The organism is Cryobacterium sp. MDB1-18-1, from assembly GCF_004402735.1.
GTDB classification, from domain to species: Bacteria; Actinomycetota; Actinomycetes; order Actinomycetales; family Microbacteriaceae; genus Cryobacterium; species Cryobacterium glucosi.
This window is the reverse complement of sequence record NZ_SOFR01000053.1, coordinates 92,862-116,818: the sequence shown is the minus strand read 5'-3', so window position 1 is coordinate 116,818 and position 23,957 is coordinate 92,862. Positions and strand designations below refer to the sequence as shown.

General features: G+C 68.3%; 27 protein-coding genes. 7 read left to right on the top strand and 20 right to left on the bottom strand.

Going from position 1 to position 23,957, the window contains the following annotated elements:
- The first annotated feature begins 142 nt into the window (after nucleotides 1-142).
- Entirely contained in the window at nucleotides 143-1,462 is a 1,320-nt protein-coding gene (locus E3O50_RS13610) for a pyridoxal-dependent decarboxylase (RefSeq protein ID WP_166790713.1), read from the top strand.
- A 134-nt stretch (nucleotides 1,463-1,596) separates the two neighbouring features.
- Here the strand turns inward: E3O50_RS13610 and dprA are convergent, their stop codons facing one another.
- The 5 genes from dprA to E3O50_RS13585 form a co-directional block, all read right to left on the bottom strand.
- Nucleotides 1,597-2,844, bottom strand: a complete 1,248-nt coding sequence (gene dprA, locus E3O50_RS13605) for a DNA-processing protein DprA (protein ID WP_241975526.1) — start codon at nucleotides 2,842-2,844, stop codon at nucleotides 1,597-1,599.
- A 36-nt stretch (nucleotides 2,845-2,880) separates the two neighbouring features.
- The gene (locus E3O50_RS13600) at nucleotides 2,881-4,425 is read right to left on the bottom strand and encodes a YifB family Mg chelatase-like AAA ATPase (protein WP_134560755.1); all 1,545 of its coding nucleotides are present in this window, start codon (nucleotides 4,423-4,425) and stop codon (nucleotides 2,881-2,883) included.
- 41 nt (nucleotides 4,426-4,466) lie between these two features.
- A complete protein-coding gene (locus E3O50_RS13595) occupies nucleotides 4,467-4,823 on the bottom strand; it encodes a YraN family protein (RefSeq protein WP_134560756.1) in 357 nt (118 codons plus the stop codon).
- A 148-nt stretch (nucleotides 4,824-4,971) separates the two neighbouring features.
- Nucleotides 4,972-5,664, bottom strand: a complete 693-nt coding sequence (locus E3O50_RS13590; protein WP_134560757.1) for an SGNH/GDSL hydrolase family protein — start codon at nucleotides 5,662-5,664, stop codon at nucleotides 4,972-4,974.
- Nucleotides 5,665-5,740: 76 nt separating this feature from the next.
- Nucleotides 5,741-6,865, bottom strand: coding sequence for a dipeptidase (locus tag E3O50_RS13585; RefSeq protein WP_134560758.1), 1,125 nt, complete (start codon nucleotides 6,863-6,865; stop codon nucleotides 5,741-5,743).
- Between the two features lie 97 nt (nucleotides 6,866-6,962).
- Here E3O50_RS13585 and E3O50_RS13580 point away from each other — a divergent pair, with 97 nt between their 5' ends.
- A complete protein-coding gene (locus E3O50_RS13580; RefSeq protein ID WP_134447607.1) occupies nucleotides 6,963-7,403 on the top strand; it encodes a nitroreductase family deazaflavin-dependent oxidoreductase in 441 nt (146 codons plus the stop codon).
- Nucleotides 7,404-7,416: 13 nt separating this feature from the next.
- Here the strand turns inward: E3O50_RS13580 and E3O50_RS13575 are convergent, their stop codons facing one another.
- The 10 genes from E3O50_RS13575 to rpsP all read right to left on the bottom strand — a co-directional run bounded on the left by E3O50_RS13575 (nucleotide 7,417) and on the right by rpsP (nucleotide 13,386).
- A complete protein-coding gene (locus tag E3O50_RS13575; RefSeq protein ID WP_134447605.1) occupies nucleotides 7,417-7,740 on the bottom strand; it encodes a DUF2469 family protein in 324 nt (107 codons plus the stop codon).
- Nucleotides 7,741-7,752: 12 nt separating this feature from the next.
- Nucleotides 7,753-8,397 (bottom strand): ribonuclease HII, encoded by a 645-nt coding sequence (locus tag E3O50_RS13570; RefSeq protein ID WP_134560759.1) that lies wholly within the window; start codon nucleotides 8,395-8,397, stop codon nucleotides 7,753-7,755.
- Nucleotides 8,398-9,147, bottom strand: coding sequence for a signal peptidase I (gene lepB, locus E3O50_RS13565; RefSeq protein WP_134447601.1), 750 nt, complete (start codon nucleotides 9,145-9,147; stop codon nucleotides 8,398-8,400).
- Nucleotides 9,148-9,233: 86 nt separating this feature from the next.
- Nucleotides 9,234-9,578, bottom strand: a complete 345-nt coding sequence (gene rplS, locus E3O50_RS13560) for a 50S ribosomal protein L19 (protein WP_134447599.1) — start codon at nucleotides 9,576-9,578, stop codon at nucleotides 9,234-9,236.
- 185 nt (nucleotides 9,579-9,763) lie between these two features.
- A complete protein-coding gene (locus E3O50_RS13555) occupies nucleotides 9,764-10,279 on the bottom strand; it encodes an MFS transporter (RefSeq protein ID WP_134447597.1) in 516 nt (171 codons plus the stop codon).
- A gap of 9 nt (nucleotides 10,280-10,288) precedes the next feature.
- Nucleotides 10,289-11,065 (bottom strand): tRNA (guanosine(37)-N1)-methyltransferase TrmD, encoded by a 777-nt coding sequence (trmD, locus tag E3O50_RS13550; protein WP_134447595.1) that lies wholly within the window; start codon nucleotides 11,063-11,065, stop codon nucleotides 10,289-10,291.
- Between the two features lie 9 nt (nucleotides 11,066-11,074).
- Complete coding sequence (locus E3O50_RS13545; RefSeq protein WP_134447593.1) at nucleotides 11,075-11,944, bottom strand: formate/nitrite transporter family protein; 870 nt, start codon at nucleotides 11,942-11,944, stop codon at nucleotides 11,075-11,077.
- Between the two features lie 92 nt (nucleotides 11,945-12,036).
- Nucleotides 12,037-12,711, bottom strand: a complete 675-nt coding sequence (rimM, locus tag E3O50_RS13540; RefSeq protein WP_241975527.1) for a ribosome maturation factor RimM — start codon at nucleotides 12,709-12,711, stop codon at nucleotides 12,037-12,039.
- Between the two features lie 16 nt (nucleotides 12,712-12,727).
- Nucleotides 12,728-12,964, bottom strand: a complete 237-nt coding sequence (locus E3O50_RS13535; protein WP_134447589.1) for an RNA-binding protein — start codon at nucleotides 12,962-12,964, stop codon at nucleotides 12,728-12,730.
- Nucleotides 12,965-12,966: 2 nt separating this feature from the next.
- Nucleotides 12,967-13,386: a 30S ribosomal protein S16 gene (rpsP, locus tag E3O50_RS13530; protein WP_134447587.1), complete on the bottom strand. Its 420-nt coding sequence runs from the start codon at nucleotides 13,384-13,386 to the stop codon at nucleotides 12,967-12,969.
- 280 nt (nucleotides 13,387-13,666) lie between these two features.
- Here rpsP and E3O50_RS13525 point away from each other — a divergent pair, with 280 nt between their 5' ends.
- Entirely contained in the window at nucleotides 13,667-14,806 is a 1,140-nt protein-coding gene (locus E3O50_RS13525; RefSeq protein ID WP_134447585.1) for a glutamate--cysteine ligase, read from the top strand.
- Here E3O50_RS13525 and E3O50_RS13520 read toward each other — a convergent pair.
- From E3O50_RS13520 to ftsY, 4 genes are all read right to left on the bottom strand, one after another.
- Entirely contained in the window at nucleotides 14,803-15,594 is a 792-nt protein-coding gene (locus tag E3O50_RS13520; protein ID WP_134560760.1) for an LLM class F420-dependent oxidoreductase, read from the bottom strand. The genes E3O50_RS13525 and E3O50_RS13520 overlap by 4 nt on opposite strands.
- A 94-nt stretch (nucleotides 15,595-15,688) precedes the next feature.
- Nucleotides 15,689-17,281 (bottom strand): signal recognition particle protein, encoded by a 1,593-nt coding sequence (ffh, locus tag E3O50_RS13515; RefSeq protein ID WP_134560761.1) that lies wholly within the window; start codon nucleotides 17,279-17,281, stop codon nucleotides 15,689-15,691.
- 40 nt (nucleotides 17,282-17,321) lie between these two features.
- The gene (locus tag E3O50_RS13510; protein ID WP_134447581.1) at nucleotides 17,322-17,825 is read right to left on the bottom strand and encodes a DUF2004 domain-containing protein; all 504 of its coding nucleotides are present in this window, start codon (nucleotides 17,823-17,825) and stop codon (nucleotides 17,322-17,324) included.
- Between the two features lie 7 nt (nucleotides 17,826-17,832).
- Nucleotides 17,833-18,708, bottom strand: a complete 876-nt coding sequence (gene ftsY / locus E3O50_RS13505) for a signal recognition particle-docking protein FtsY (RefSeq protein WP_134447580.1) — start codon at nucleotides 18,706-18,708, stop codon at nucleotides 17,833-17,835.
- Nucleotides 18,709-18,854: 146 nt separating this feature from the next.
- Here ftsY and E3O50_RS13500 point away from each other — a divergent pair, with 146 nt between their 5' ends.
- The 4 genes from E3O50_RS13500 to E3O50_RS13485 all read left to right on the top strand — a co-directional run bounded on the left by E3O50_RS13500 (nucleotide 18,855) and on the right by E3O50_RS13485 (nucleotide 23,088).
- Entirely contained in the window at nucleotides 18,855-20,270 is a 1,416-nt protein-coding gene (locus E3O50_RS13500; RefSeq protein ID WP_166790987.1) for an FAD-binding oxidoreductase, read from the top strand.
- A gap of 108 nt (nucleotides 20,271-20,378) precedes the next feature.
- Nucleotides 20,379-21,146, top strand: coding sequence for a CbiX/SirB N-terminal domain-containing protein (locus E3O50_RS13495; RefSeq protein WP_241975528.1), 768 nt, complete (start codon nucleotides 20,379-20,381; stop codon nucleotides 21,144-21,146).
- An 89-nt stretch (nucleotides 21,147-21,235) separates the two neighbouring features.
- Nucleotides 21,236-21,817, top strand: coding sequence for a helix-turn-helix domain-containing protein (locus E3O50_RS13490; RefSeq protein WP_134447575.1), 582 nt, complete (start codon nucleotides 21,236-21,238; stop codon nucleotides 21,815-21,817).
- Nucleotides 21,814-23,088, top strand: coding sequence for an MFS transporter (locus E3O50_RS13485; RefSeq protein ID WP_134560763.1), 1,275 nt, complete (start codon nucleotides 21,814-21,816; stop codon nucleotides 23,086-23,088). The genes E3O50_RS13490 and E3O50_RS13485 overlap by 4 nt, the downstream gene beginning before the upstream one ends.
- Before the next feature lie 68 nt (nucleotides 23,089-23,156).
- Here the strand turns inward: E3O50_RS13485 and E3O50_RS13480 are convergent, their stop codons facing one another.
- The gene (locus tag E3O50_RS13480; protein WP_134560764.1) at nucleotides 23,157-23,711 is read right to left on the bottom strand and encodes a dihydrofolate reductase family protein; all 555 of its coding nucleotides are present in this window, start codon (nucleotides 23,709-23,711) and stop codon (nucleotides 23,157-23,159) included.
- Nucleotides 23,712-23,957: the final 246 nt, after the last annotated feature.

The following is a 23,957-nucleotide window of genomic DNA, read 5'->3' as shown; positions in this document are numbered from 1 at the left end:
AGAGTGCGCTTTCGGCCCTTTAACCCGCGTTTCATGGGCCAAAAGCGCACTCTCGCGGACCAGCGGCGGGCGGCACCTGGCCGCGGGCCCGCGATGCGCGCAGGCACTGGTTGCCGGGGACGGCCCGGACTACCATGGCGCCATGTCAGCTCAGCCCGGCGCATACGACGAAGCACTTGGGCGAGCCAGGGAGCACGCTCTCGCGTGGCTTGGTTCGCTCGGTACCCGCCCGGTCGGTCCGCGCGCCGACGCCGACACCCTCTCCGGGATGTTCGCCGGTCCGCTGCCTGAGTCCCCCACCGCCGCGGCATCCGTGGTCGACGAGCTGGCCGCCCTCGCCGAACCCGGGCTGATGGCCATGCCGTCTGGTCGGTTCTTCGGCTGGGTGATCGGCGGCACCCTCCCGGCAGCGCTGGCGGCAGACTGGCTCGTCAGCGCCTGGGACCAGAATGCCGCCATGCGCTTCGCGACGCCGGCCACTGCCGCGGCCGAGGAGGCCGCCGGAGCGTGGGTGCTCGACCTGCTCGGGCTGCCGTCCGGTTCGGATGTCGGATTCACCACCGGGGCGACGATGGCCAATTTCGTCGGGCTCGCAGCCGGGCGCCAGTCAGTGCTCGAGCGGGTGGGCTGGAATCTCAGCAGGGACGGACTTTCCGGTTCGCCCCGCGTGCGGGTGTTCGTGGGCGAGGAGCGGCACGCGGTGATCGACCTCGCACTCCGGTACCTCGGCCTCGGCGAACCCGTCGCCGTAGCGGCCGATGAGCAGGGCCGACTTGATCCCCGTGCCCTCGCGGCTGCGATGCAGGACGGCGAGGGTCCGGCCATCGTCTGCCTGCAGGCGGGGAACCTGCACTCCGGTGCCTTCGATCCGATGACGACGGCAATCCGGGTGGCGCGGGAACACCACGCCTGGGTGCACGTGGACGGCGCGTTCGGCCTCTGGGCCGCGGCGAGCCCGAAGTACCGCGGGCTCGTGGCAGGCGTCGAGGGAGCCGACTCCTGGGCGACCGACGCGCACAAGACGCTCAATGTGCCCTATGACTGCGGGATCGCGATCGTCGAGAAACCGGCGACTGTCCGGTCCGTGTTCGGCGTGCACACGAGCTATCTACTGAAACCGGCGACGGACGGTCCGGGCGACCCCTTCGAGAAGGTGCCGGAGCTCTCCCGCCGGGCACGGGGCATCCCGGTGTGGGCGGCACTGCGCTCGCTCGGGCGATCCGGCACGATCGACCTCGTCGAGCGCCTGGCCGGTCACGCCCGCTCGCTTGCCGAGGGCCTCGCGCGCATTCCCGGCGCCGAGGTCGTCAACGACGTGGTCTTCACCCAGGTGTGCGTGAGCTTCGGAAGCGATGCCCGCACCCGGCGGGTGACGGAGCTGTTGCTCGGCCAGGGCACCACGTGGATGTCCGGTTCCGTCTGGCGCGGGCGCGAGGTGCTGCGCATCTCGGTCAGCAACTGATCGACGGATGCCGCCGATGTCGCCGACTCCCTCGCGGCTGTGCGGCGGGCGTGCGAGGCCGCAGGCCACGACGGCGAGGAGACGCCTGGGGGCCTGTACCAGGGCTGACGGTTTCGCGGCAGGCCGAGCCTGGCTCAGGCGTTCCGCACCCAGCCGGTCTCTCGCTCGCGCGCGGCGCCTTCGAGCCCGAGGGCGCCGAGGGCGGCGCGCACGGACATGGTGGAGAGGCCCGCGCGGCGGGCGAGGTCGCCGATCCCACGCGGGGACCGCCCGCTCAGGGCGTCGAAGACCCGCACCTGTTCGCTTGTGCGCCCGGAACCCTCGAGCCCGAGTTCCGATTCGGGGAAGTCCAGTGTCACCTGGACCAGGTGCTCCGCGACGAGTTCCGCCATTTCGGCGGCCGTCGTCACGCAGACGGCGTCGTACTCGCGGATCAGCCGGTGACACCCGGCCGAGGCCGGTGACGTGACCGGGCCGGGTACGGCGCCGAGCGGCCGCCCGAGGGTGGCCGCGTGCCCGGCGGTGTTGAGCGATCCGGAGCGCCACCCGGCCTCCAGGACGATGGTGGCCAGGCTGGTCGCCGCAATCAGCCGGTTCCGTTGTAGGAACCGCCACTTGGTGGGCGCGGCCCCGCACGGGAGCTCGGAAATGACGGCCCCCTCCCCGGCGATCCGTTCGAGGAGGTCGACGTGCCCGCTCGGATATGGCCGGTCCACTCCCCCGGCGAGAAACGCCACGGTTCGACCACGGCTCGCGAGTGCCGCTTTGTGCGCCATCCCGTCGATCCCGTACGCCGCGCCGCTGACGATCGCGAATCCGCGGTCGACGAGGCCGGCAGAGGCTTCCATCGCGACATGCTCGCCGTATCGGGTAGCAGCCCGGGCGCCGACGAGGGCGATCGACTGGGCGAACGCGCCGAGGGCATGTGCAGGGCCGCGCCACCAGAGGGCGAGCGGGGCGTGTACCCCGAGGTCCTCAAGCCCGGCCGGCCAGTCGGGGTCACCGGGAATCGCCAGCCGTGCCCCCGATCGGGCTGCCTGCCGCATCGCAATCGTGACGACGATGGGATCGAGCCGCGGACGCCAGCGCTCCAGAGCGCGGTCGAGTCCGGCGGCAGCGATCACACCCTCCGCCACCCCGGCGGTCAGGAGTTCCCCGGCGATATGGTCGTGGGTCCAGGCCTCGATAATCATCCGCAGGGCGCGAACGGCGCCGAGCGCCGCGACAACGAGGCCCGCAGTTCCGTCGCCGGGTTCGCTGATGCACGACCACGCCGCTCGAGCGTGCAGCTCCGCCGCGAGTTCCCGGGTCAGGGTGGCCCCGGGTGCGCGCACGCCGGTCGCGAGGTCGATCATGGTGGTCTCATCGGGTTCGAATGGCATCGTGCGTCGTGTCCTTCCGTCGGTGGATGTCCGGCTTCAGCCGGTGCGCAGGTAGAGCGCCTGTCCGAGCTGCTCGACACCCGGCCGATCGGCGCCCTCGAGGTCGGCGATCGACCAGGCGACGCGGAGCACCCGGTCATAGCCGCGCATAGTGATGCCGCCGCGCTCCAGCGCTCGATCGAGCGCAGCGGTCGTCGCCCGGTCCAGCCGCAGGTGCCTGCTGCGGAGCCAGGACCCTGGGACCGCTGAATTGAGCGACCAGGGTGTGCCGGCGAGGCGCTCCCGTGCGGCGCGCCGGGCCCGGATCACACGTTCCCGCGCAGCCGAGGTCGTCAGGCGCGGTTCTTCGGCGGCGAGCCGCAGCTGGGCCGCCGTGATCCGGTTCACGTGAAGTTGGATGTCGATCCGGTCCAGGAGCGGCCCGGAAATTCGGGCGAGGTACCGCCGGCGCGCGCTCGGCGGGCACGAGCACTCGAGGCCGGCGACGCCGTACTGCCCGCACGGGCACGGATTCGCGGCCATCACGAGCTGGAACCGCGCCGGGAAGTGGGCGACGGCGTTGGCGCGGTGGATGCTGATCATCCCGGATTCGAGCGGCTGCCGGAGGGCGTCGAGCACGGCCGATGCGAACTCGGGAGCCTCGTCGAGGAAGAGCACCCCGTGACAGGCGCGGGCGGCTGCACCCGGCCGGATCTGTCCACTGCCGCCGCCGACCATGGCCGCCGCCGTCGCGGTGTGGTGCGGCGATTCGAGCGGCGGCCGGGTCACGAGGGACCGGCCGAGTCCGCGCCCGGCGAGGGAGCGCAGCGAACTCGCCTCGAGGGAGGCGGCCGGGTCGAGGTCGGGCAGGAGTCCGGGCAGGCGGGCGGCGAGCATGGTCTTGCCGGAGCCTGGCGGGCCGAGCATGAAGAGATGGTGGCCGCCTGCTGCGGCGATCTGCAGGGCCAGGATGGCGTCCTCATTGCCGATGACGTCGGCAAGGTCCATCGAACCGGTTTCGACGACGTCGTTCCCGGCGGGTCCGGCTTCGGTGGGCCACTCGATGGTTTCGACCGGCACGGGCGTCAGCTCCGCCCCGTGCCAGATCGCCGCCTCGCGGAGGGAGGCGACCCCGATCACGGTGATGCCGGGCACGAGTTCCGCCTCCGCGGCGTTTCCGGCCGGAACCATGACGGTTCGGTGGCCGAGACGCGACGCCGCGATCACCGCCGGCAGCATGCCCGGGACTGGTCGAAGGCGCCCGTCGAGGGCGAGCTCGCCGATGTGCACGACCGAGCCGACCGAGCCGGCCGCGACCACCCCGTCCGCGGCGAGGCACGCGAGCGCGATCGCGAGGTCGAATCCCGAACCGTGCTTCGGGAGCGCCGCCGGCGACAGGTTGATCGTGAGCTTGTTGTGGGTCAGTGGGCAGCCGGAGTTCTTGGCCGCGGCCCTGACCCGCTCCGTCGCTTCGGAGAGCGCGGCGTCCGGCAGGCCGATCAGCACCATGCCGGGGAGCTGACCCGAGATGTCGGCCTCGACTTCGACGAGCGCGCCCGTCAGCCCGAGCAGGGCGACGGCGTGGGTACGGGCGAGACCCATCAGGCTGCGCCCATCAGACGGCACGCACTAGAACACGCTCACTAGAACACTCCGGGCAGGTGCTCGATCACCGGAACGGCGCCGGGGGCGAGGATCACCGCGATCGCGTCGATCCTGATTCGCTCCGGCCAGGCATCCGCCTGCTCGCACCACGCCGCCGCAAGCCGGCGGAGCCGGGCGAGCTTGACGACGGTGATCGCCTCGAACGGATGCCCGAAGCCGATCCCCGAGCGCGTCTTCACCTCTACGAAGGCGACTTCGCCGTCCTGCTCGACAATCAGGTCGATTTCGCCCTGCTCGCACCGCCAGTTGCGGGCGAGGAGCGTATACCCGGCGTCGGTGAGGAACCGCGCCGCGTGCTCCTCACCGAGCCTGCCCAGATCATCTTTGCGTGCCACGAGTGCCTCCCACGGACAGGATGCCGGGGGTGGGCGAGCATCCGCGGGGGCCATCGTCGACCGGTGGACAGCGGGCAGACGTCGACGCCTGGTGAGGAGAGTCGGGAATTCGCCTTCGGAAAGTCCGTACACCGTCGAGGGGCGACTCCTAGATGCCGAGGCTCCTGAGTGCCTCGTCCATGCGATCGGCGAGCACCCGATACCCCTCATCGTTCGGGTGCAGGCCGTCGCCGGCCTTCCATTCCGGGTGGCCGTCGAGCCAGTGCGAGGCGCCGGGAATGTAGACGGCGTCGATCGCCGCAGCGCCCGCGCTCACCCACTCGATGATCTGTTGAACCGAGCCGGGTCGATCGTCGGTGTACCAGAACGGCTCGACCACGATGACGCGTGCGACCGGCAGCGCTTCACTGATCCTGGTGAAGTCGGCCGTGATGGCGGAGCGGATGCGGTCGGCGCGAGCGGGCATCGAGAAGTTGTCGTTGAGACCCATCGTCACGATCACGATGTCGGGGCGGGCGGCGATGACCTGGTCGACGAGGTCCTCTGACACGTCTGCCCGGTGGTTCACGAAACCGAGACCGTTCACGCTCGGGTTCACCTCGGTCCAGCCGTGCTCGATGGAAAGGAGCGTCGACCACCGGTGTTCGGGGCTCGAAGCCCCTGTCCCGAGCGTGTACGAGTCCCCGTAGAACGCCACGACGGGACCGGTACCCGGAGACCCCGCAGGAGTCACCGGAATCGGTTCGGCCGGTACCGCACGTCCAACCGAACCGATCACGGCGACGAGTCCAACGACGACGGCCACGGACCCCACCCAGAGGGCCATGACGGTTCGGGTCATTCGTCGGGGTGCACTCACACCAGTCATTCGGAGCGGGATCCGTTCTGGTTTGCCCGGCAATGCGGGAAAGGACCGGTCACGACACCAGCAGCGGCGTGCCGTTCCCCGCTGCCGCGAACGCGGCATCCGTCGCCCGGAGCACGCGCAGTACGTTCGCCCCGGCGAGGGCGGCGAGCTCGACGGCGGTCCAGCCCCGCGCGGCGAGCTCGGTCAGGAGCGCCGGGTAGCCGTCGACGCCCTCGAGACCGACCGGGAATTCGTCTGTGCCGTCGAAGTCGCCGCCGAGCCCGATGTGCCGAATGCCCGCGACCCGGCGAGCGTGCTCGATGTGGGCGATGACCTCGTCGAGGGTCACCGTCGGCGCGGCGCTGTCCCTGGGCCCGTCGAACCAGGCGGCGAAGTCCGGGGAGAGGAACTGCGGCACGAAGGTGAGCATGAGCACGCCGTCGTTGTCGCGCAGGCGCTCGAGCACGTCGTCCGGTACGTTCCGCGGGTGGTCCGTGACGGCGGCGCACGAACTGTGGCTGAAGATCACCGGCGCCGTCGTCACGGAGAGCGCCGCGTGCGCGGTCGCCGGGGACACGTGGGACAGGTCGACGAGCATGCCGAGCCGGTTCATCTCCCGCACGTACTCGACGCCACGCGCGGACAGGCCGCCGTGCACGGGCTCGTCGGTGCCCGAGTCGGCCCAGGTCGTGTTGTGCACATGGGTGAGGGTGAGGTACCGCACGCCGAGCCGCGCGAACATCCGCAGCACGGCCGGGGAGTCGTTGAGGCTGTGCGCGCCCTCCGCGCCGAGGAGGGACGCGATCCGGCCGTGGGACCTGGCCGACTCGACGTCGGCGGCGCTGCGGGCGATCTGGAAGTCGTCCGGGTAGCGGGCGGCGAGGCGGTAGACCCAGTCGATCTGCTCGAGGGTGCCCTGAACGGCGTCGGCACCGAGGGATTCGTCGCTCACATAGACCGACCAGAACTGTGCGCCCACCCGGCCGGCCCGGAGGCGCTCGATGTCGGTGTCGGTCGTCAGTCCCCGTTCGAGTCCCTCGACCGAGTACGCGCGGTTCTCCCGGCATTCCCAGGCCCAGTCGTTGTGGCCGTCGACGAGGGGTGCGAGTTCGAGGGCGTGGTCGACGACCGCGCCAACAGGGTTCGTTGGGGCGGTCGTGGCGGCGTGGTTCTCGGCAGCGGATGCGGGGGGCATGGTCCAACGCTAGTGCCGGGGTTCCCCGCGCGGAACCCGGGTTCCCGCGTGCACCGGCACCGGCACCGGCACCGATGCAGGTTACTAGGCTGGACCCATGGGACTACGCGACAGGTTGGTCGACCTCGGCATGAAGACGATGAGCCTGATGCACCGGGCCGTGCTCAAGGCATCCGGTGGACGTTTGCTCGCCTCGTTCGGGCCGATCCCGGTGGTCGAACTGCACACGATCGGCCGCTCGACGGGCAAGCGCCGCACGACCATGCTCACGGCCCCGATCCACGACCGGAACCGCTTCGTGCTGATCGCCTCGAAGGGCGGAAGCGACCGGAACCCGCAGTGGTACCTCAACCTCGTTGCGAACCCCGACGTCGAACTCACCGTGCACGGCACGACGAAAAAGCTGAGGGCACGCACGGCAGAAGCAGCGGAGAAGGCGGAACTCTGGCCGCAGATCGTCGCCGCATACAAGGGGTACGAGGGCTACCAGCAGAAAACCAGCCGGGACATCCCCGTCGTGGTCTGCGAGCCCCGCTAGAACGACCAGCCGGCTACTCGTCGAGCGCGAGTTCCTTGGGCAGTTCGAATTCCTTCGAGGCGAGTTCCTCGACGTTGACGTCCTTGAACGTCAGCACGCGCACGGACTTCACGAAACGGTCCGACCGGTACACGTCCCAGACCCAGACGTCCTTCATGTTCAGTTCGAAGTAGAAGTCGTGCTCGGTGTCCCGGCGCACGAGTTCGACCTCATTGGCCAGATAGAAGCGCCGTTCCGTCTCGACGACGTACTGGAACTGCCCGACGACATCCCGATATTCGCGGTACAGGGCCAACTCGACCTCGCGGTCGTAGTCTTCGAACTCTTCTTCTTCCATGGTGAGACAATCCTACGCTGAGATGGTCAGCCACGATTTGCGATGGAGCCCTGTCGGTCCGAGGCGCCCGATCGCAGCCATGTGCTCCGCACTGCCGTAGCCCTTGTTGCCCGCCCACCCGTAGCCGGGCGTGACCGCATCCGCTGCGATCATCAGCCGGTCGCGGTGCACCTTCGCGATCACGGATGCCGCGGACACGGACGCACAGTTCTGGTCGGCCTTGATCCGGGTCAGCACGGAGAGGGGCGTCGCGAGGGCCTTGTTGAGGTAGTCGTCGTTGCCGTCGAGCAGCACGACGCTCCCCCGGACGTCCACGCCGGCGGCGAACAGTTCGGCGAGGGCCCGTTTGCCCGCGAGCCCGAGTGCGGCGATGATGCCGATCTCGTCCACCTCCTTCGCGGAGGCGAGTCCGACCGCGGAGTGCAGCACCCAGGCGACCGCGAGCGGTGCGAGGGCCTCACGGCGCCGCTCGCTGAGCATCTTCGAGTCGCGGAGACCGACCGGCATCGTGCCGTGCGTGGCGTCGATCGCGGCGACGCCGACCCCGACCGGTCCGGCGAGGGCACCACGTCCGACCTCGTCGCAGCCGATCACGCAGCTCGCGCCTTCGGCGAGCAGGCCGAGCTCGACCTCGAGGGTCGGATCGCAGACGGCCATCTACTTCGTCTCCGGGGAAACCCCTCGGAAGACTTCCGGGTAGTCGTCGAGCCAGGTCCAGCGCGACAGCGGCCAGCTGATCACGAGGGCGCGGCCGACGACGTTGTCGATCGGCACGAAGCCCTTGCCAGGGGTGTCCCCGTTGTACCGGGAGTCCTTGGAGTTGTACCGGTTGTCGCCCATCACCCAGAGCGAATTCTCCGGTACGACGACGTCGAAGTTGTCCTTGGATACGGCGCTCGCCCCGGCAGGGAGGTTCACATACGGCTCGGAGAGGGGCACGTCGTTGACGCTCAGCTGGCCGAGGGCGTTGCAGCAGCTGACGTGGTCCCCGGGCAGTCCGATGACGCGCTTGATCAGGTGGTCGTTGCTGTCCGGCGCGGAGAGGCCGACGACCGAAAGGAGCCAGTCAAGGCCGGCGGCGACGGGGTTCTGCTGCACGGCAGCCTGCGGGAGGAGCCAGCCGCCGGGATCGCGGAACACGACGACGTCACCGCGCTGGATGGGCATGAGCTTCGGTTCCAGCTCGTTCACGATGATGCGGTCGTTGACCAGGAGGGTGTTCTCCATCGACCCCGAGGGGATGTAGAACGACCGGACGAGGAAGGTCTTGATCAGGAACGAGATGAGCAGCGCCACCACAAAAATGATCAAGAGGTCGCGAAAGAAGATCGCAACGCCGCGCTTGCCGCGCTGTGGTGCTTCTGATGCCAGGCGATCCGATCGCGTGGGCAGAGAATTGTCTGTCATTAAACCGCCTGAGCTCCTGACCCAGTGTACGGGTCAGGAGCTCAGGGTGAAACGCAGCCGGGGCTGGGAATCGGGTGTGACGAGTCTTAGTCGCGCTTTTCCTTGATCTTGGCCTTCTTGCCACGCAGGTTGCGCAGGTAGTACAGCTTCGCGCGACGCACGTCTCCGCGGGTGACGACCTCAATGTGGTCGATAACCGGGGAGTGCACCGGGAAGGTACGCTCGACGCCGACCTGGAAGCTGACCTTGCGAACGCAGAACGTTTCGCGGACGCCTTCGCCGGAACGGCCGATGACGACACCCTGGAAGACCTGCACGCGCGAGCGTGCGCCTTCAACGATGTTGACGTGAACCTTGACGGTATCGCCGGCGCGGAACGCCGGGATGTCCTTCCGGAGTGATGGGGCATCCACCTGGTCGAGAATATGCATATTTGTTCGCTCTCTGTATCCGCCACAGGACGAAGACGGCTGAGGTCGCCCGCGCACACACGTGCTGGGCGACGACTGATGAGGTTAAGACCGTGCCGAACGGTGCAGCTCCCCTGTGGCAGAGGCATGCTACGGCACAATCGCTGATTATGTCACGATCCGCGCCTCCGGCAAAACCGGGCCGGCTAGGTGTCTTTCGGCTTCTCCCGCACGACGATGACCGACGGGTCCGGGGTGGGTTCGAAGCCGATGGGCGACGAATGCTCTCCCGCGGCCGGTTCGGTCGGGGCGCCACCTCTGGCGGTCTCGTCGATCAGCACGATCATCGCCTGCATCCGGCTCCTGGCACTCGCGAAGAGCTCCCAGATGGCGAACCAGAAGGCTGCGAGCCCGACGAGCACGACCAGGAACGGCAGCCAGCTCGCACCCGCCGTGAAGCCGGAGGCCACGATCAGGGCGTGCCACAGGGTGAGCACGCCGACGTCACGCCAGGACACCGCCCGCTCCAGCCGCACCTCGGTGCGGGCGAAGAAGAGCAGGGCGACGGCCAGCAGGCCGAGGCCGAGCACGATGCCGCCGAAGAAGCTGCCGAGCACGGCCCATCCGCTCGACTTGAAGAGGGACGCGCCGATCAGGAGCCACGCCGGAAGCACGAGCACGGCAAGGAATTGCCAGCGATAGAAGACCCTGCGTAGGAACACGAAGCCAGACTACTCGCGGACGCCTTCGGCTGGCTCTGCGTTCGCTGGAGGCAGAAGGTCGGGCCGGACCCGCATGGTGCGCTCGAGCTGCTGGTCGTGGCGCCACGTCGCGATGGCACCGTGGTTGCCGCTCAGGAGCACCGGGGGTACGTCGAGACCGCGCCAGCTGGACGGCTTGGTGTAGCTCGGGTATTCGAGGAGTCCGTCCTCGTGGGACTCCTCGACGAGGCTCTCCGGGTTGCCGACCATGCCGGGGATGAGCCGGCCGACGGCCTCGATCATGGCCATCACCGCGACCTCTCCCCCGTTGAGCACATAGTCGCCGAGGCTGACCAGCCTGACGCGCCCGCGGGAGGCGAAGTGGTCGAAGACGCGTTGGTCGATGCCTTCGTATCGCCCGCAGCCGAAGACGAGGTGCGGTTCCGCGGCCAGTTCGCGGGCCATCTTCTGGGTGAAGAGGTCGCCGGCCGGGGACGGGAAGATCAGGAGCGGCCCTGCGTCGTTCGCCGTGGCATCCGCTGCCGCGTCGCCGCCAGCTTCAGTGGGCGCGCCGGTGGTCTCGTCGAGGATCGCGTCGAGAGCCTCGCCCCAGGGTTCCGGCTTCATCACCATGCCGGCGCCGCCGCCGTACGGGGTGTCGTCGACGGTGTTGTGCCGGTCGTGGGTGTGGTCGCGCAGGTTGTGCACGAGCACCTCGATGAGTCCGGACTGCCTGGCCTTGCCGAGCAGGGAGACGTCGAGGACAGAGAAGAACTCCGGGAAGATGGTGAGGATATCGATGCGCACGAAGAAAGCCTAGGCGTGGACGGGAACGGACTCGTCCGCGGTTTCGGCGTCGGTCGCGGTCGTAGCGCTCGCTTCCAGGTGGGCGGCACGGTTGACCCGGGTGCGGTGCGAGAAGTACACCGGCAGGGCGGTGAAAAGGATCGCACCGAGCAGGTTGCCGACGAGAACGGGGATCTGGTTCCAGAGCAGCCACTGGCCGATGCTGATCGGGGCGCCGAGCATCATGCCGGCGGGGATGACGAACATGTTCACGATCGCGTGCTCGAGTCCGAGGCTGAAGAAGATCGTGACCGGAAGCCACATCGCGAGGATCTTTCCTGCGGTGGACTTCGACGTGTAGAACATGATCGTGCCGATCGCGACCATCCAGTTACAGAGCATCGCCTTGATGATCGCGACGACGATTCCGCCAGGGCCGACCGCTTCATACGGCAGAACCTTGTGCTCGGCTAGATGCACGATGGCCTGGACCATCGGGTCTGTGGTCACGGTGCCCATGTAGGTGATCGAGACGACGTAGAGGAAGCCGAAGAGCACGGCGCCGAACAGGTGGGCGGCGATGACGACACCGAAATTGGTGAGGCCCTTTTTAATGGTCGTTCGTCCCTCGAGGATCGCGAGCGGGATCAGCGCGAAGCTTCCCGTGACGAGCTCGAGTCCGAGCAGCAGGATAATGGCGAATCCGACCGGGAACAGCACGGCGCCCACGATGGGAAGCCCGGTCTGGGCGGCCGCGGTCAGGGACACCGCCGTTGCCGCGCCCAGGATCGCCCCGGACAGGGTTCCGCGGATGATCATCTGCTTAATGGTCAGGTTCGATTTAACGACACCCGAATGAATGATGTCATCGATGAGTTTGTCGGGCTGGACGTACGACACAGGCGGTTCTCCTTGCAAGGGCTGCCGCGTCGTGGGGAGTGGAGGAGCCAGCGGGCGCGGCGCGCCTTCCCCAGGGTTGATCCCGGTCGCGCCTATGCGCCGTTCTGGTCTGGTGTGTGCTCGGCGTCCGGCTCGGCACCGGCGTCGGGTTCGTGCGGTGCGCCATCCGCTTCGAGCGGGGCTTCGGGCTCGTCGTCCGGCTCCTCGGGGAGCTCTTCGAGCAGTCCGGGCGGAGGGGTGATCGTGACGATACCCGTCGCGATGTCGACGGAGGGAACGATTGCCTTCACGAAGGGCACCATGACGTCACCGGTCGCGGTCTTGACGATCAGGAGATCCTGGGCCGGAAGGTGTTCGAGACGGCCGATGGTACCGATCTGCACCCCGTCACGCACGACCTTGAGGCCGACGAGCTGGTGGTCGTACCAGGCGTCTTCTTCGTCGGATTCTTCGTCGTCGTCCTGGTCGATCCACAGGATGGCCTTGGCGAGTGCCTCAGCCGCTTCCCGGTCGGGGACATCCTTGAAGAAGCCGACGGCGTGCTGGTTGTACCAGCGGAGCTCGACGAGCTCGATCTTCTTACCGTGCCACGGGGACCCGGTGGGAACCTGAAGCGTGAACACGGCGCCCGGGACGAAACGTCGCCCCGGGTCATCCGTGAACAGTTCGAGCTTGATGGCGCCCTTGAGGCCATGGGCCTTGGTCAGGCGACCAACCCGCAGCTGGGCTCGGGGCGACTGGGCTCTGGGTACCAGAGTGTCGTTCACGAGGCTCACCGCCGGCTCAGAAATCGGTGTCGACGACGTCGACCCGCACGCGCTTGCCATCGGCCAGGGCAGCCACAAGGGTGCGCAGGGCCTTTGCGGTCCGTCCGGAACGACCGATGACGCGGCCGAGGTCCTCGGGGTTCACGCGAACCTCGAGCACCTCGCCACGCGGTGAGTTCTGGGCAGCAACGTGCACATCGTCCGGGTGGTCAACGATTCCCTTGACGAGGTGCTCAAGCGCGGGTGCGAGCAAAATTACGCCTTGTCCTCTTCTGTTGCGTCAGCGGCTTCGGCGACGGGCGCCTCTTCCTTGACAACGGGCTTCTCAGCCTTGGGCTTGAGAACCGGCTTCTTCTTCTCGTCGGCGACGAAAGCGACCTTGGCCTCTTTGATCTTGACGGTGCTGACGGCGTTCTTGTCACCCTTGAACTTGCCCCAGTCGCCGGTCAGCTTGAGGAGAGCCTCAACCTGCTCGGTGGGCAGGGCGCCAACGCCGAGCCAGTACAGTGCACGCTCGGACTTGATCTCGATGACCGAGGGCTCCTGCGTGGGGTGGTAGATGCCGATTTCTTCAATGACGCGACCGTCGCGCTTGGTGCGCGAGTCGGCCACAACGATGCGGTAGTACGGCGCACGAATCTTGCCCATGCGCTTCAGACGGATTTTGACAGCCACAATTCTCCTGTGTATTTGATTTTTGGCGAACTGAGGGCCGTGAGCGTGGGGGCACACTCGGCACAAGCTCAAGATGGTTTTTTCCTGCGTCAGAGTAGAGGGTCGGGCGCAGGAGAACTCGACTAATCATTCTGTCAGATGTCGGCCCCAATGTGATAATCGACCGGGCACCGGGTGTCCGCCGAAAGCGGATTCCGCGTTCGTGCGGGAGGCCGCCTGCAATCGGTGTCAGGATTGTGACCAGCACCCAGCCGGGTGCCACGCGACCAAAGGACCGCACGTGGGAATCGAATTCGCCCGATCAGCGCGATCGACGATCGGCATCGAATGGGAGATCGCGCTCGTCGACCGGTCGACCGGTGACCTCGTCTGCATCGCCGACGAGGTGCTCGATGCCCTGCGCGGCCCCGACGGGTCGCCGCACCCGCACATCACCGGAGAGCTGCTGCTCAACACCGTCGAGCTCGTCTCCGGTGTTCACACGACCGTGGCGGGCGCCGTTGCGGATGTCTACGGCCAGGTCGACGAGGTCAGGGCGATCACGGACCCACGGGGCGTCGACCTCATCTGCAGCGGCTCGCATCCGTTCGGCCAGTGGTTCGACCAGGAGGTCACGGACAAGGAGCGGTACCACAAGCTCATCGACCGCACCCAGTGGTGGGGCCGGAACATGATGATCTGGGGCATCCACGTGCACGTCGGCATCGAGGACCGCGACAAGGTCATCCCGATCCTGAACGGCCTGCTCGGCTATCTCCCGCACCTGCAGGCGCTCTCGGCGTCCAGTCCGTTCTGGGCGGGCGTCGAGACCGGTTATGCGTCGAATCGCGCGCAGATGTTCCAGCAGCTGCCGACGGCGGGGCTGCCCTGGATCCTCGAGGACTGGGCGAGCTGGGAACGGTATGTCGAGGACATGACCCGAACCGGGATCATCGACGACATGACCGAGGTGCGCTGGGACATCCGCCCCTCTGCCCGCTGGGGCACCATCGAGATTCGCGCCTGCGACGGCGTGTCGACGGCCACCGAACTCGGGGCGATCGCCGCGCTCATCCAGTGCCTCGTCGAGTGGATGTCCACCGAGCTCGACGCAGGACGCCCGGTCCCGAGCATGCAGCCGTGGTTCGTGCGCGAGAACAAGTGGCGTGCGTCGCGATATGGGCTCGATGCGGAGATCATCCTCGACTCGAGCGGCGCCGAACGACTCGTGACCGACGACGTGCGCCGGCTGATCGGCGTGCTCTCCCCCACCGCGGAACGCCTCGGTTGCCTCACCGAACTGCTGCAGCTGAACGGCATCCTGGATGCCGGCGCGAGCTACCAGCGCCAGCTGCGCGTCGCCGCGGCGAACGGCGGCAGCCTGCCCGCCGTCGTGGCCGCGCTCAGCGCGGAACTCCGCGGCGGCACCTTGCCCGTTTAGGCGGCGTTCTTGGCGTCGCGCCAGGCCAGCCAGTCGGTCAGTGGGGCGAGGTCATACGCCGGGCCGGAGAGCCCGATCGTGAACAGGCGGGCCCCGAGCGCATAGAGCTCGTCTGCCTCGTCGACCGTGCGGCCGCGCAGTTCCGTGGACACCTCGATCTCGGCCGGATCGCGCCCGACCGTCGCGCACCAGTCTGCGAGGACGCCGAGCTTGTGCTCGAGTACCTCGGGGCTCGAGAAGGAATGCCAGATGTCGGCGTGCTTGGCGACGATGCGCAGGGTCTTCTTCTCCCCACCTCCGCCGATCAGCACCGGGATCTTCCGGGTGGGCGGCGGGTTGAGCTTGCCCCAGCGCGCCTCGATGCGTGGGAGGTTCTCCGCGAGGGCGTCGAGCCGGCTGCCGACGGTGCCGAACTCGTAGCCGTACTCGTCGTAGTCGCGCTCGAACCAGCCGGAGCCGGTGCCGAAGATGAAGCGGCCGCCGCTGATGTGGTCGATCGTGCGGGCCATGTCGGCCTGCAGGTCGGGGTTGCGGTAGCTGTTGCAGTTGACGAGGGCGCCGATCTCGATCCGGGAGGTCTGCTCAGCCCACGCGGCGAGGATCGTCCAGGATTCGAAGTGCAGCCCGTCCGGGTCACCGGAAAGCGGGAAGAAGTGGTCCCAGTTGAAGGCGACATCGGTGCCGAGTGCTTCGACCTCTGCGACGGTGTCGCGGATCTTCGTGTACTCGGCGTGCTGGGGCGCCACCTGCGCGCCGGTGCGGACGGGACCGGGCTTCGTGAGTGTCATGCGCCCAGCCTAAACGCCCGAGGTATACCTGTCCGGTCGAGAGTTACCCGCTGAGCGGTCACTCTCGACCGGAAAGGTACACGGAGCGGTACGGTTAGCGGCCGAGCATCTTCTGCAGGGCGGCCATCTCCTCGTCGGTGGGACCGCCGGGCTTGCCGGCGACTGCCGGCTTGCGGCCGCCGAGGCCGAAACCGGTGCCGCCGCCGGTCGGTGCCTCAGCGCCGGCGCCCGCCGGCTTCTCACCGGACGCGATCGCGAGGTTCTCCGCGGCACGCTTGGCCGGGTTGCCCGACTTCGAGCCCTTCTTCTTCGCCTGCCGGGGCTTGCCGCGCCCACCGCCGAGGCCGGGCATCGGCCCCATGCCGGGGATGTTCGGCATTCCACCTCGGGCGACGGTCTTCATCATCTTCGCGGCCTGCTCGAAGCGCTGCACGAGCTGGTTCACCTCGGTCACGCTCGAGCCGGAGCCCCGCGCGATGCGCAGCCTGCGTGATCCGTTCAGGAGTTTCGGGGTGGTGCGCTCGGCCTTGGTCATCGACTGGATGATGGCCTCTGTGCGCACGATCTCGCGCTCGTCGAAATTCTCGAGCTGCTGCTTCATGGCCCCGGCGCCCGGGAGCATGCTCATCATCTTCTTGATCGAGCCCATGTTGCGCAGCTGCTGCATCTGGCCGAGGAAGTCGTCGAGGGTGAAGGTGTCGGTCTGGAACTTCTCGGCGAGCTTGCGCGCCTCGTCCTCGTCGAAGGCGCCCTGGGCCTGTTCGATCAGGGTGAGGATGTCACCGAGGTCGAGGATCCGGCTCGCCATCCGGTCGGGGTGGAAGGGCTCGAAGTCGTCGAGGCTCTCACCCGTCGACGCGAACATGATCGGGCGTCCCGTCATCGAGGCGACCGAGAGGGCTGCTCCACCGCGGGCGTCACCATCGAGCTTGGTCAGCACGACGCCGGTGAAGTCGACGCCGTCCTGGAACGCCTTCGCGGTCGCGACGGCGTCCTGGCCGATCATCGCGTCGATCACGAAGAGGACCTCGTCGGGGTCGATGGCCCGGCGGATGTCTGCGGCCTGCTTCATCATCTCGGCGTCGACGCCGAGGCGGCCGGCCGTGTCGACGATGACCACGTCGTGGAGCTTCTGCTGGGCGAACTTCACGCCGTCGCGGGCGACCGTGACGGGATTGCCGACGCCATTGCCCGGTTCTGGTGCGTACACGGGCACGCCGGCCTGCTGCCCCACGACCTGGAGCTGGGTGACGGCATTCGGACGCTGGAGGTCGGCGGCGACGAGGATCGGGGTGTGCCCGTCCTTGGCGAGCCACTTCGCCAGCTTGCCGGCGAGGGTCGTCTTGCCCGCGCCCTGAAGGCCGGCGAGCATGATGATGGTCGGCGGCTTCTTCGCGAACTCGAGGCGGCGCTGCTGGCCGCCGAGGATGCGGATGAGTTCCTCGTTGACGATCTGCACGACCTGCTGGGCCGGGTTGAGCGCCTTGCTGACCTCGTCGCCGAGGGCGCGCTCGCGCACCTGCGCGGTGAAGTCCTTGACGACGTCGAGGGCGACGTCGGCGTCGAGGAGGGCGCGACGGATCTCGCGCACGGTGCCGTCGACATCCGCCGCACTGAGCTTGCCCTTGGTGCGGAGATTCTTGAACGTCTCGGCCAGGCGATCTGAGAGGTTTCCAAAAGTAGCCATTGTGGTTCTACTTTAACCGGTGTTGCCCGGTCTCGAATCCTCAGCTGTCGAGCGAGATCACGATCGTGTCGCCGTGCACGTCGAGCGTCACGACGATCAGGGCGTCGGTCTCGGTGGGGCTGATCGAATAGTCGAGCACCGCGAAGTGCTCGTCGTTCTTGATGTGGTGCGGGTGGAAGCCGATCCGCTGCAGCTGGATGGAGCGGAGGAAGTCGATCTGCTTGTCGCCGGAGTCCCAGATGAGGGCGTCGTCGATGACCTCCTCATCGAGTTCCTCGAGGCACTGGTTGATGTAGAGCGCGGTGACGGACCCCTCGGCGCTGAGTTCGGCGACGAGCGATTCGCGGGCCTGCGAGTCGAGGTCTTCGAGGGAATTGATCATGAACGCCGCGATGTCGAGCGCCTCGACGGAAACCGAGGACTCATCGGGCGAGCTGAGGTCGATCTCGATGTCCTGGTCGCCCAGTTCCGCCGAATCCGACCAGTAGATCTCGCCTTCGTCGTCGCTGCCGAGGATTCCGAAGAAATCGTGTTCGATGGTCATGGTCGTCCTATCCGACGAGTTTTTGCGCGAAGACGTGCGGGGTGAATCCGGTGAGGTCGTTGATGCCCTCGCCCTGGCCGACGAGCTTGATCGGAATACCGGTCTTCTCCTGCACCGCGAGCACGAATCCGCCCTTGGCGGACCCGTCGAGCTTCGTGAGCACAAGCCCGGTGACCCCGGCGTGCTCGATGAACGCCTCGGCCTGGGCCAGCCCGTTCTGGCCGGTGGTCGCATCGAGCACGAGCAGCACCTCGGCGATCGGCGTCTGCTTCTCGATGACGCGACGGATCTTGGTCAGCTCGTCCATCAGGCCGCCCTTGGTCTGCAGGCGGCCGGCTGTGTCGATGATCACGATCTCGGTGCCGGTCGCGATCGCGCGCTCCACGGTCTGAAAGGCGACGGATGCCGGGTCCTGGCCCTGGGCCTGCGGCTTCACGATCTCGGCGCCCGCGCGTTCGGCCCAGGTGGCGAGCTGCTCGACAGCGGCGGCCCGGAACGTGTCCGCAGCCCCGATCAGCACGCTGCGGTCATAGACGCGCAGGAACTTGGCGAACTTGCCGATCGTGGTGGTCTTCCCGACGCCGTTCACGCCGACGACGAGCACGACGGCGGGGCGCGCGCTGAGGTTGAGGGTCGAGTCGAGCCGGGAGAGGCGTTCCTCGAGGCCTTCGCGCAGCATCCGCTGCAGGTCGGCCGGGTCTGTCGTGTGGTACCTGGCGACCTTGGCGCGCAGGTCAGCGACGATGTCCTCGGTGATCTGGGGGCCGAAGTCGGCCTGGATGAGTGCGTCCTCGAGGTCGTCCCAGGTGTCGGCGTCGATCGTCTTCTTCGCGAACATGCCGCGCAATGCGCCGGAGAGTGACCACGGGGTGCGTTCTGCCATGTCTCTACCCTAAGCGCGGGACCCTGCCTCCGGGCGCGAGCGTGCCATCGACACCGGGTCGGCCGCGGTTTCAGTCGCGGGGTTGGCTGCGAGGCGGGATAGGCCGAGACTCGGCCGTGTACGCGTTTCCGACTCGTTGTGGAGGAATGATGACACCTGAATCTCCGTCCGACCGCGCGCTCACCGACCTCGCGGAGGCCATGGACGGCAGGCTCGTCCGTGCATACGACGATGACTGGGACAGTGCCCGCGCCCCCTGGAACCTCGCGATCGACCAACGGCCGGTCGCCGTCGCGTACCCGGCCGGGCCGGAGGACCTGCGGCGGATCCTCGCCGCCGCCCGCGCCGACGGGCACCGGGTGGTGGTGCAGCCGCGCGGACACGGCCCGAGCGGCGACCTCGCCGGATGCATCCTCGCCCGCACGAGCGCGTTCGACGAGATCGTGATCGATCAGAAACGACGCGTGGCCAGGGTCGGCTCCGGCGTGTCCTGGGGTGCCCTGCTGAGCCGCCTCGATGGTTCCGGGCTCGTGGCGCTCGCCGGGTCCAATCCCGATGTGAGCGTCGCAGGTCACGTCCTCGGGGGCGGTCACTCCTGGTTCAGCCGCTGGCGCGGGATCGCGGCCCGCAGCATCCGTGCGGTCGAACTCGTCGATGCAGGCGGTGAGCCGCGCCGGGTCACCGCGGACAGCGATCCGGAACTGCTGTGGGCGCTGCGCGGCGGCGGCGGGCTGTTCGGCATCGTCACCACGCTCGAGATCGACCTGTATTCGGCTCCCGACCTCTTCGGCGGAACGATCGTCTTCCCCGCATCCGCCGCAGGGACCGTCTTCGGTAGCGTTGCGGCGATCATGGCGGATGCCCCGCCCGAGTTGAGTATCTTCTTCGGCCTGACCAATCTGCCCGACATCGAACAGGTGCCCGCGCCGCTCCGCGGCCAGACGATCGCGAGCGCCGAGGTGGTCTTCGTCGGAACCGCTGAGGACGCCGCGCCCCTCCTCGCACCGCTGCTCGCAGGCGCACCGGTGCTCGCCGACGAGACCCGGCCGTTCACGATCGGGCACCTCGCCGAGGTCGCGGCCGAACCGACCGAACCGGCCGCCACAATCGAGTGGACGGCCGCGATCACGTCCTTCGCCGGTGGAGACGAAGCGGGCCTCGGCGCCCTCGCGCGGGCCTTCCAGGAGGCCACTCCTGCGGGCCTGACCGTTCTCGGCCTGCGTGCCCTCGGCGGTGCCATTGCCGAGCAGGGGGCGGATGCGGCGGCGGTCGCCGGCCGTCTCGACGCACGTTTCCTGGCCTTCGCCGGTTCGTTCCTCAAGGAACAGCGGCCCGCCGACCCGGAGGCCGTGTTCGGTCCGCTCCGCCGGGCGCTCGAGGGGAGCACCCTCGGCCTGACCCTCCCGACCTTCCTCACCGCCGGCCAGGATCTGACCTTCAGTTTCCCTCCTGAATCGCTCGAGCGCCTCGCGAACGTCAAGCGCAGGCTCGATCCCGGCGGGATCTTCGTCGGCAACCGGCCCCTCGGGCCCGGGGCCGCCGCGACCACGGACACGGACTGACGAGCACGGGCACGGACTGACGAGCACGACCGGGCGGGACAGGGAAGCAGCGAACCGAACCGGGCAACCGGTCGCCACGCGAACGGCCTGCGCGTGCAGAATAGAGGGGTGACGGCCTCAACTACTCCCGCCCTCGTCGGCATCGCCCATGGCACCTCGTCCGCGGCCGGGCAGGCGGCCGTCGCCGGGCTCATGGCTGCCGTGACCCTGGCGGAACCCGAGCTCCTCACCGCCCTCGGCTATGTCGACGTCCAGCAGCCTGACGCACCCTCGACGCTGGCGACGCTCCCGGCCGGTGTGCCGGCCGTCGTGGTCCCGTTGCTGCTGTCCGCCGGATACCACGTCTACGTCGATCTCACCGATGCCGTGACCGGCGAAACCGAGGCCTCCGCGCGTTCGGTCATCCTGACCGAGGCGCTCGGACCCGACGACCGCCTCATCGAGCTCCTCCGCGAACGACTCGACGAGGTCGCACTCCACGCCGACGACTCGCTCGTGCTCGCGGTCGCGGGCTCGAGCGACGCCCGCGCAGTCGCCGCGTGCCGCGTCGTCGCCGAGCGGCTGTCCCTCGCCGCCGGACGCCATGTCGCCCTCGGTTTCCTGTCCGCCGCGCGCCCACGCCTCGCGTGCGCCATCACGATCGAGCGGATCCTGCGGCCCGGCCGTCGGGTCGTGGTGAGCAGTTATCTGCTGGCCCCTGGCTTCTTCCAACGGCTGGTCGAGAAGGCAGGAGCGGATGCCGTCACGGCGCCCCTGCTCCTCCCCACCGAGCTGGCGAGCCCGCTTCTCGTCGCCGTCGTCACCGACCGCTATCGCACCGCACTCACCGCCGCCTCCGCCTCCGCCTCCGCCTCCGCCTCCGCCTCCGCCGACTGACCGTCTGCACCTCAGGGCACGACTCCCCGTCCCCAACAAATAACACAACAGTTATTGCGCAATAGTTGTTGTGGAGATAGCGTGGCGGCATGTCTCCTGAAACCGGTGGTACCGCACACCTCACGAGCGCAGCATCCATGCGCGTCCTGGCTCACCCGACCCGGCTGCGTCTGCTCGGCCTCCTGCGCGAGCTCGGCCCCCAGACCGCCGCCCTGCTCGGCGACATCGTCGACGAGGCCCCGGGCACTGTGAGCTACCACCTGGCCAAACTCGCGTCCATCGGTTTGATCCAGGAGGCCGCGGACGTTGGCACCGATCGCCGCGAACGCTGGTGGCGGTCGAGCCACGCGCTCACATCCTGGGAGCCGGCGGACCTGCTCGGCGACCCCGCGGCACTGGCAGCATCGACCGCTCTCCAGCGCGCGATCGTGCAGATCTACGCCGCCAACTTCACGCACTACCTCGACAACGTGCCCGCTCTTCCCGTGGACTGGGTGCGTGCAGCCCCCAGTTCCGACCGAGGGCTGCGCCTCACGGTCGCCGAGCTCGCGGAGCTGCGGAAGGATCTCGAGGTCATCACCGAGAAGTTCCTGGCACTCAGCGCCGCCCACACCGAAGCGGACGGCTCCGAGCGGGTCAGCCTGGTGTACCAGGCCTACCGAACCCCGTGACGAAGACCGTCGCGACCACCCGCGCGCTGCGGTCTCTCACCGCACTGCTCGCGGCGCACGTCGTGTCTCAGACCGGGAACGTCGTCACTCTCTTTGCGGTTCCGTTCTATGTGCTCGCGACGGGCGGAACGGGGATCGAGGTCGGCACCGCGGCATTCTTCGCGACGGCGCCGGTCATCATCGGCGGCCCCCTCGGCGGGGTCGTCGTCGACCGGATCGGCTACCGGCGCGCCAGCATCCTCGCCGACCTGATCAGCGGGGTGACCGTTCTCGCCATCCCCGTCCTCGCGCTCACGATCGGACTCCCGTTCTGGGGCCTGCTCGCCCTGGTCTTCCTGAGCGGCCTCCTCGACACCCCCGGCCAGACCGCGCGGCGGGTCCTGCTGCCCGCGTTCTCTGCCGAGGCGCACGTCCGTCTCGAACGCTCCGTCGGGTTCCTCGACGGAGCCGAACGCCTCGCCCGCCTCCTCGGCGCCCCGCTCGGCGGCATCCTGATCGCCGGCATCGGCCCCCTGAACGCCCTCTTCGTCAACGCGGGCACCTTCGCGCTCTCGGCGATCATCACCTGGCTGTTCGTCGCGCGTCCCCTCACCGGCGAGCGGATGCCCGCCGCGGCCGAGCTCCCGGCAAACGATGGCTACTGGTCGGCACTCGCTGGGGGTTTCCGGTTCGTAACGCGCGATCCGCTCCTGCGTGCGGTCGTGCTCCTGATTCTCGTCACCAACGTGTTCGACGCCGCCCGCGGCTCCTCCCTGCTTCCGCTCTACGCCCACGATTCGCTGGGCGGCGCCGCGGCATTCGGGGTACTCGTGGCCGTGATGGGCGGAGGCGCGCTGCTCGGAACCGTCGTCTTCGGGTTCTTCGCGCACCGGCTGCCGCGACGGGTCACGTTCTCGGTTTGCTTCGCCCTCGCCGGAGGTCCGTCTCTCTTCGCGTTCGCGGCCGGACTCCCCTTCCCGTGGCTGATCGCGGCGACAGCCCTCTCCGGCGTCGCCGCGGGTGCCATCAACCCGATTCTCGGCACGGTCGAGTTGGAACGAGTGCCCGAGGGCATGCGCGCACGGGTGTTCGGGCTGATCAACGCCGGGGCCTGGGCCGGCGTACCTGCAGGGGCCCTGCTCGGCGGAATCGGCGCCGACACCGTCGGTCTGCAGGCCTCCTTCTTCATCATCGGCGTGCTCTATGTGGTCGTCACCCTCCTGCCGCTCGGCATCCCGGTCTTCCGGGAGATGGAACCGCGCCCGTTTTCGCAGCACGCGCCCGCCGCTTAGGGTGCGGCCTGCGAAGACAGACGCGGCGGTCGGCGGCACGGAACAGTGGCGGCGCCGGCGAGACGCGGCTAACGGCGCACGCGATAGGTGAGGATCGCGAACTGGCCCTGGGCCGTCGCACTCACGAGCTCGAGGCGGTCGGACTCCACCCTCCTGGGCAGCAGCGGTGCCCCACCGGGCAGGGCGACCGGCGCCACCGAGAGCATGATCGTGTCGAGGGCGTCGGCATCGAGGAACTGGCCGGCCAGGTCGCCCCCACCGACCACCCACACGTCTTTCTCCCCCGCAGCGGCGAGAATCGCCGGCAGTGCCGCAGCGACGTTCCCGCGCACAAAACGCACGTCTGCCCCGTCCGGCGTTGGCAGGTCGCGCGAGGTGAAGACGAACGTGGGACGGTCGCCGTAGAACTCCCGCCACTTGTGCGGATTGGCGAGCAGCTCCTCCTCACGCAGCACCCACTCGTATGTCGTGGAGCCCTCCACGACAACGCCGATGCCGGCGAGAAAGAGGTCCTGGTCTTCGAGTCCCGCCGTGTCGACGGCGAAGAGCCAGCTCAGCGAATTCGACTCGTCCGCGATGAAGCCGGTAAACGAGGTCGCCGTGTTGTAGATCACCTGGGTCATGGGGCGAGACTATGCCCACCCTCCGACAGCGGACAGGGACCAGAACAGGACAGGGGCCGTTACGGCAACGACCGACACTATAGAAGCGGATGCCGCCCGACGCATCCGTGTGACGCTCTGCTACGGTGCATGACTGGTCGTTACGACGCACACGAGTGATTCCACCTCATTCTCGATAGATTCTTTCAACGCACCCCGGCTCACGCTGCTCTATGGCTCGCGCTGTGCCGGCGCCGAAGGAGGATC

What these genes read in the sequence shown, in the direction of transcription:
- E3O50_RS13600 (WP_134560755.1), bottom strand. Translation starts at nt 4,425, where the DNA reads ATGGGTCTCGCCCGTACCCACGCCGTCGCCCTGCTCGGGCTGACGGGC.
- lepB (WP_134447601.1), bottom strand. Translation starts at nt 9,147, where the DNA reads ATGACAGACAATTCTCTGCCCACGCGATCGGATCGCCTGGCATCAGAA.
- E3O50_RS13570 (WP_134560759.1), bottom strand. Translation starts at nt 8,397, where the DNA reads ATGGCCGTCTGCGATCCGACCCTCGAGGTCGAGCTCGGCCTGCTCGCC.
- ftsY (WP_134447580.1), bottom strand. Translation starts at nt 18,708, where the DNA reads ATGGCAGAACGCACCCCGTGGTCACTCTCCGGCGCATTGCGCGGCATG.
- E3O50_RS13490 (WP_134447575.1), top strand. Translation starts at nt 21,236, where the DNA reads ATGTCTCCTGAAACCGGTGGTACCGCACACCTCACGAGCGCAGCATCC.
- E3O50_RS13580 (WP_134447607.1), top strand. Translation starts at nt 6,963, where the DNA reads ATGGGACTACGCGACAGGTTGGTCGACCTCGGCATGAAGACGATGAGC.
- E3O50_RS13590 (WP_134560757.1), bottom strand. Translation starts at nt 5,664, where the DNA reads ATGACCCGAACCGTCATGGCCCTCTGGGTGGGGTCCGTGGCCGTCGTC.
- ffh (WP_134560761.1), bottom strand. Translation starts at nt 17,281, where the DNA reads ATGGCTACTTTTGGAAACCTCTCAGATCGCCTGGCCGAGACGTTCAAG.
- dprA (WP_241975526.1), bottom strand. Translation starts at nt 2,844, where the DNA reads ATGCCATTCGAACCCGATGAGACCACCATGATCGACCTCGCGACCGGC.
- rplS (WP_134447599.1), bottom strand. Translation starts at nt 9,578, where the DNA reads ATGCATATTCTCGACCAGGTGGATGCCCCATCACTCCGGAAGGACATC.
- E3O50_RS13500 (WP_166790987.1), top strand. Translation starts at nt 18,855, where the DNA reads ATGATGACACCTGAATCTCCGTCCGACCGCGCGCTCACCGACCTCGCG.
- E3O50_RS13480 (WP_134560764.1), bottom strand. Translation starts at nt 23,711, where the DNA reads ATGACCCAGGTGATCTACAACACGGCGACCTCGTTTACCGGCTTCATC.
- E3O50_RS13610 (WP_166790713.1), top strand. Translation starts at nt 143, where the DNA reads ATGTCAGCTCAGCCCGGCGCATACGACGAAGCACTTGGGCGAGCCAGG.
- E3O50_RS13575 (WP_134447605.1), bottom strand. Translation starts at nt 7,740, where the DNA reads ATGGAAGAAGAAGAGTTCGAAGACTACGACCGCGAGGTCGAGTTGGCC.
- E3O50_RS13510 (WP_134447581.1), bottom strand. Translation starts at nt 17,825, where the DNA reads ATGACCATCGAACACGATTTCTTCGGAATCCTCGGCAGCGACGACGAA.
- E3O50_RS13585 (WP_134560758.1), bottom strand. Translation starts at nt 6,865, where the DNA reads ATGCCCCCCGCATCCGCTGCCGAGAACCACGCCGCCACGACCGCCCCA.
- E3O50_RS13520 (WP_134560760.1), bottom strand. Translation starts at nt 15,594, where the DNA reads ATGACACTCACGAAGCCCGGTCCCGTCCGCACCGGCGCGCAGGTGGCG.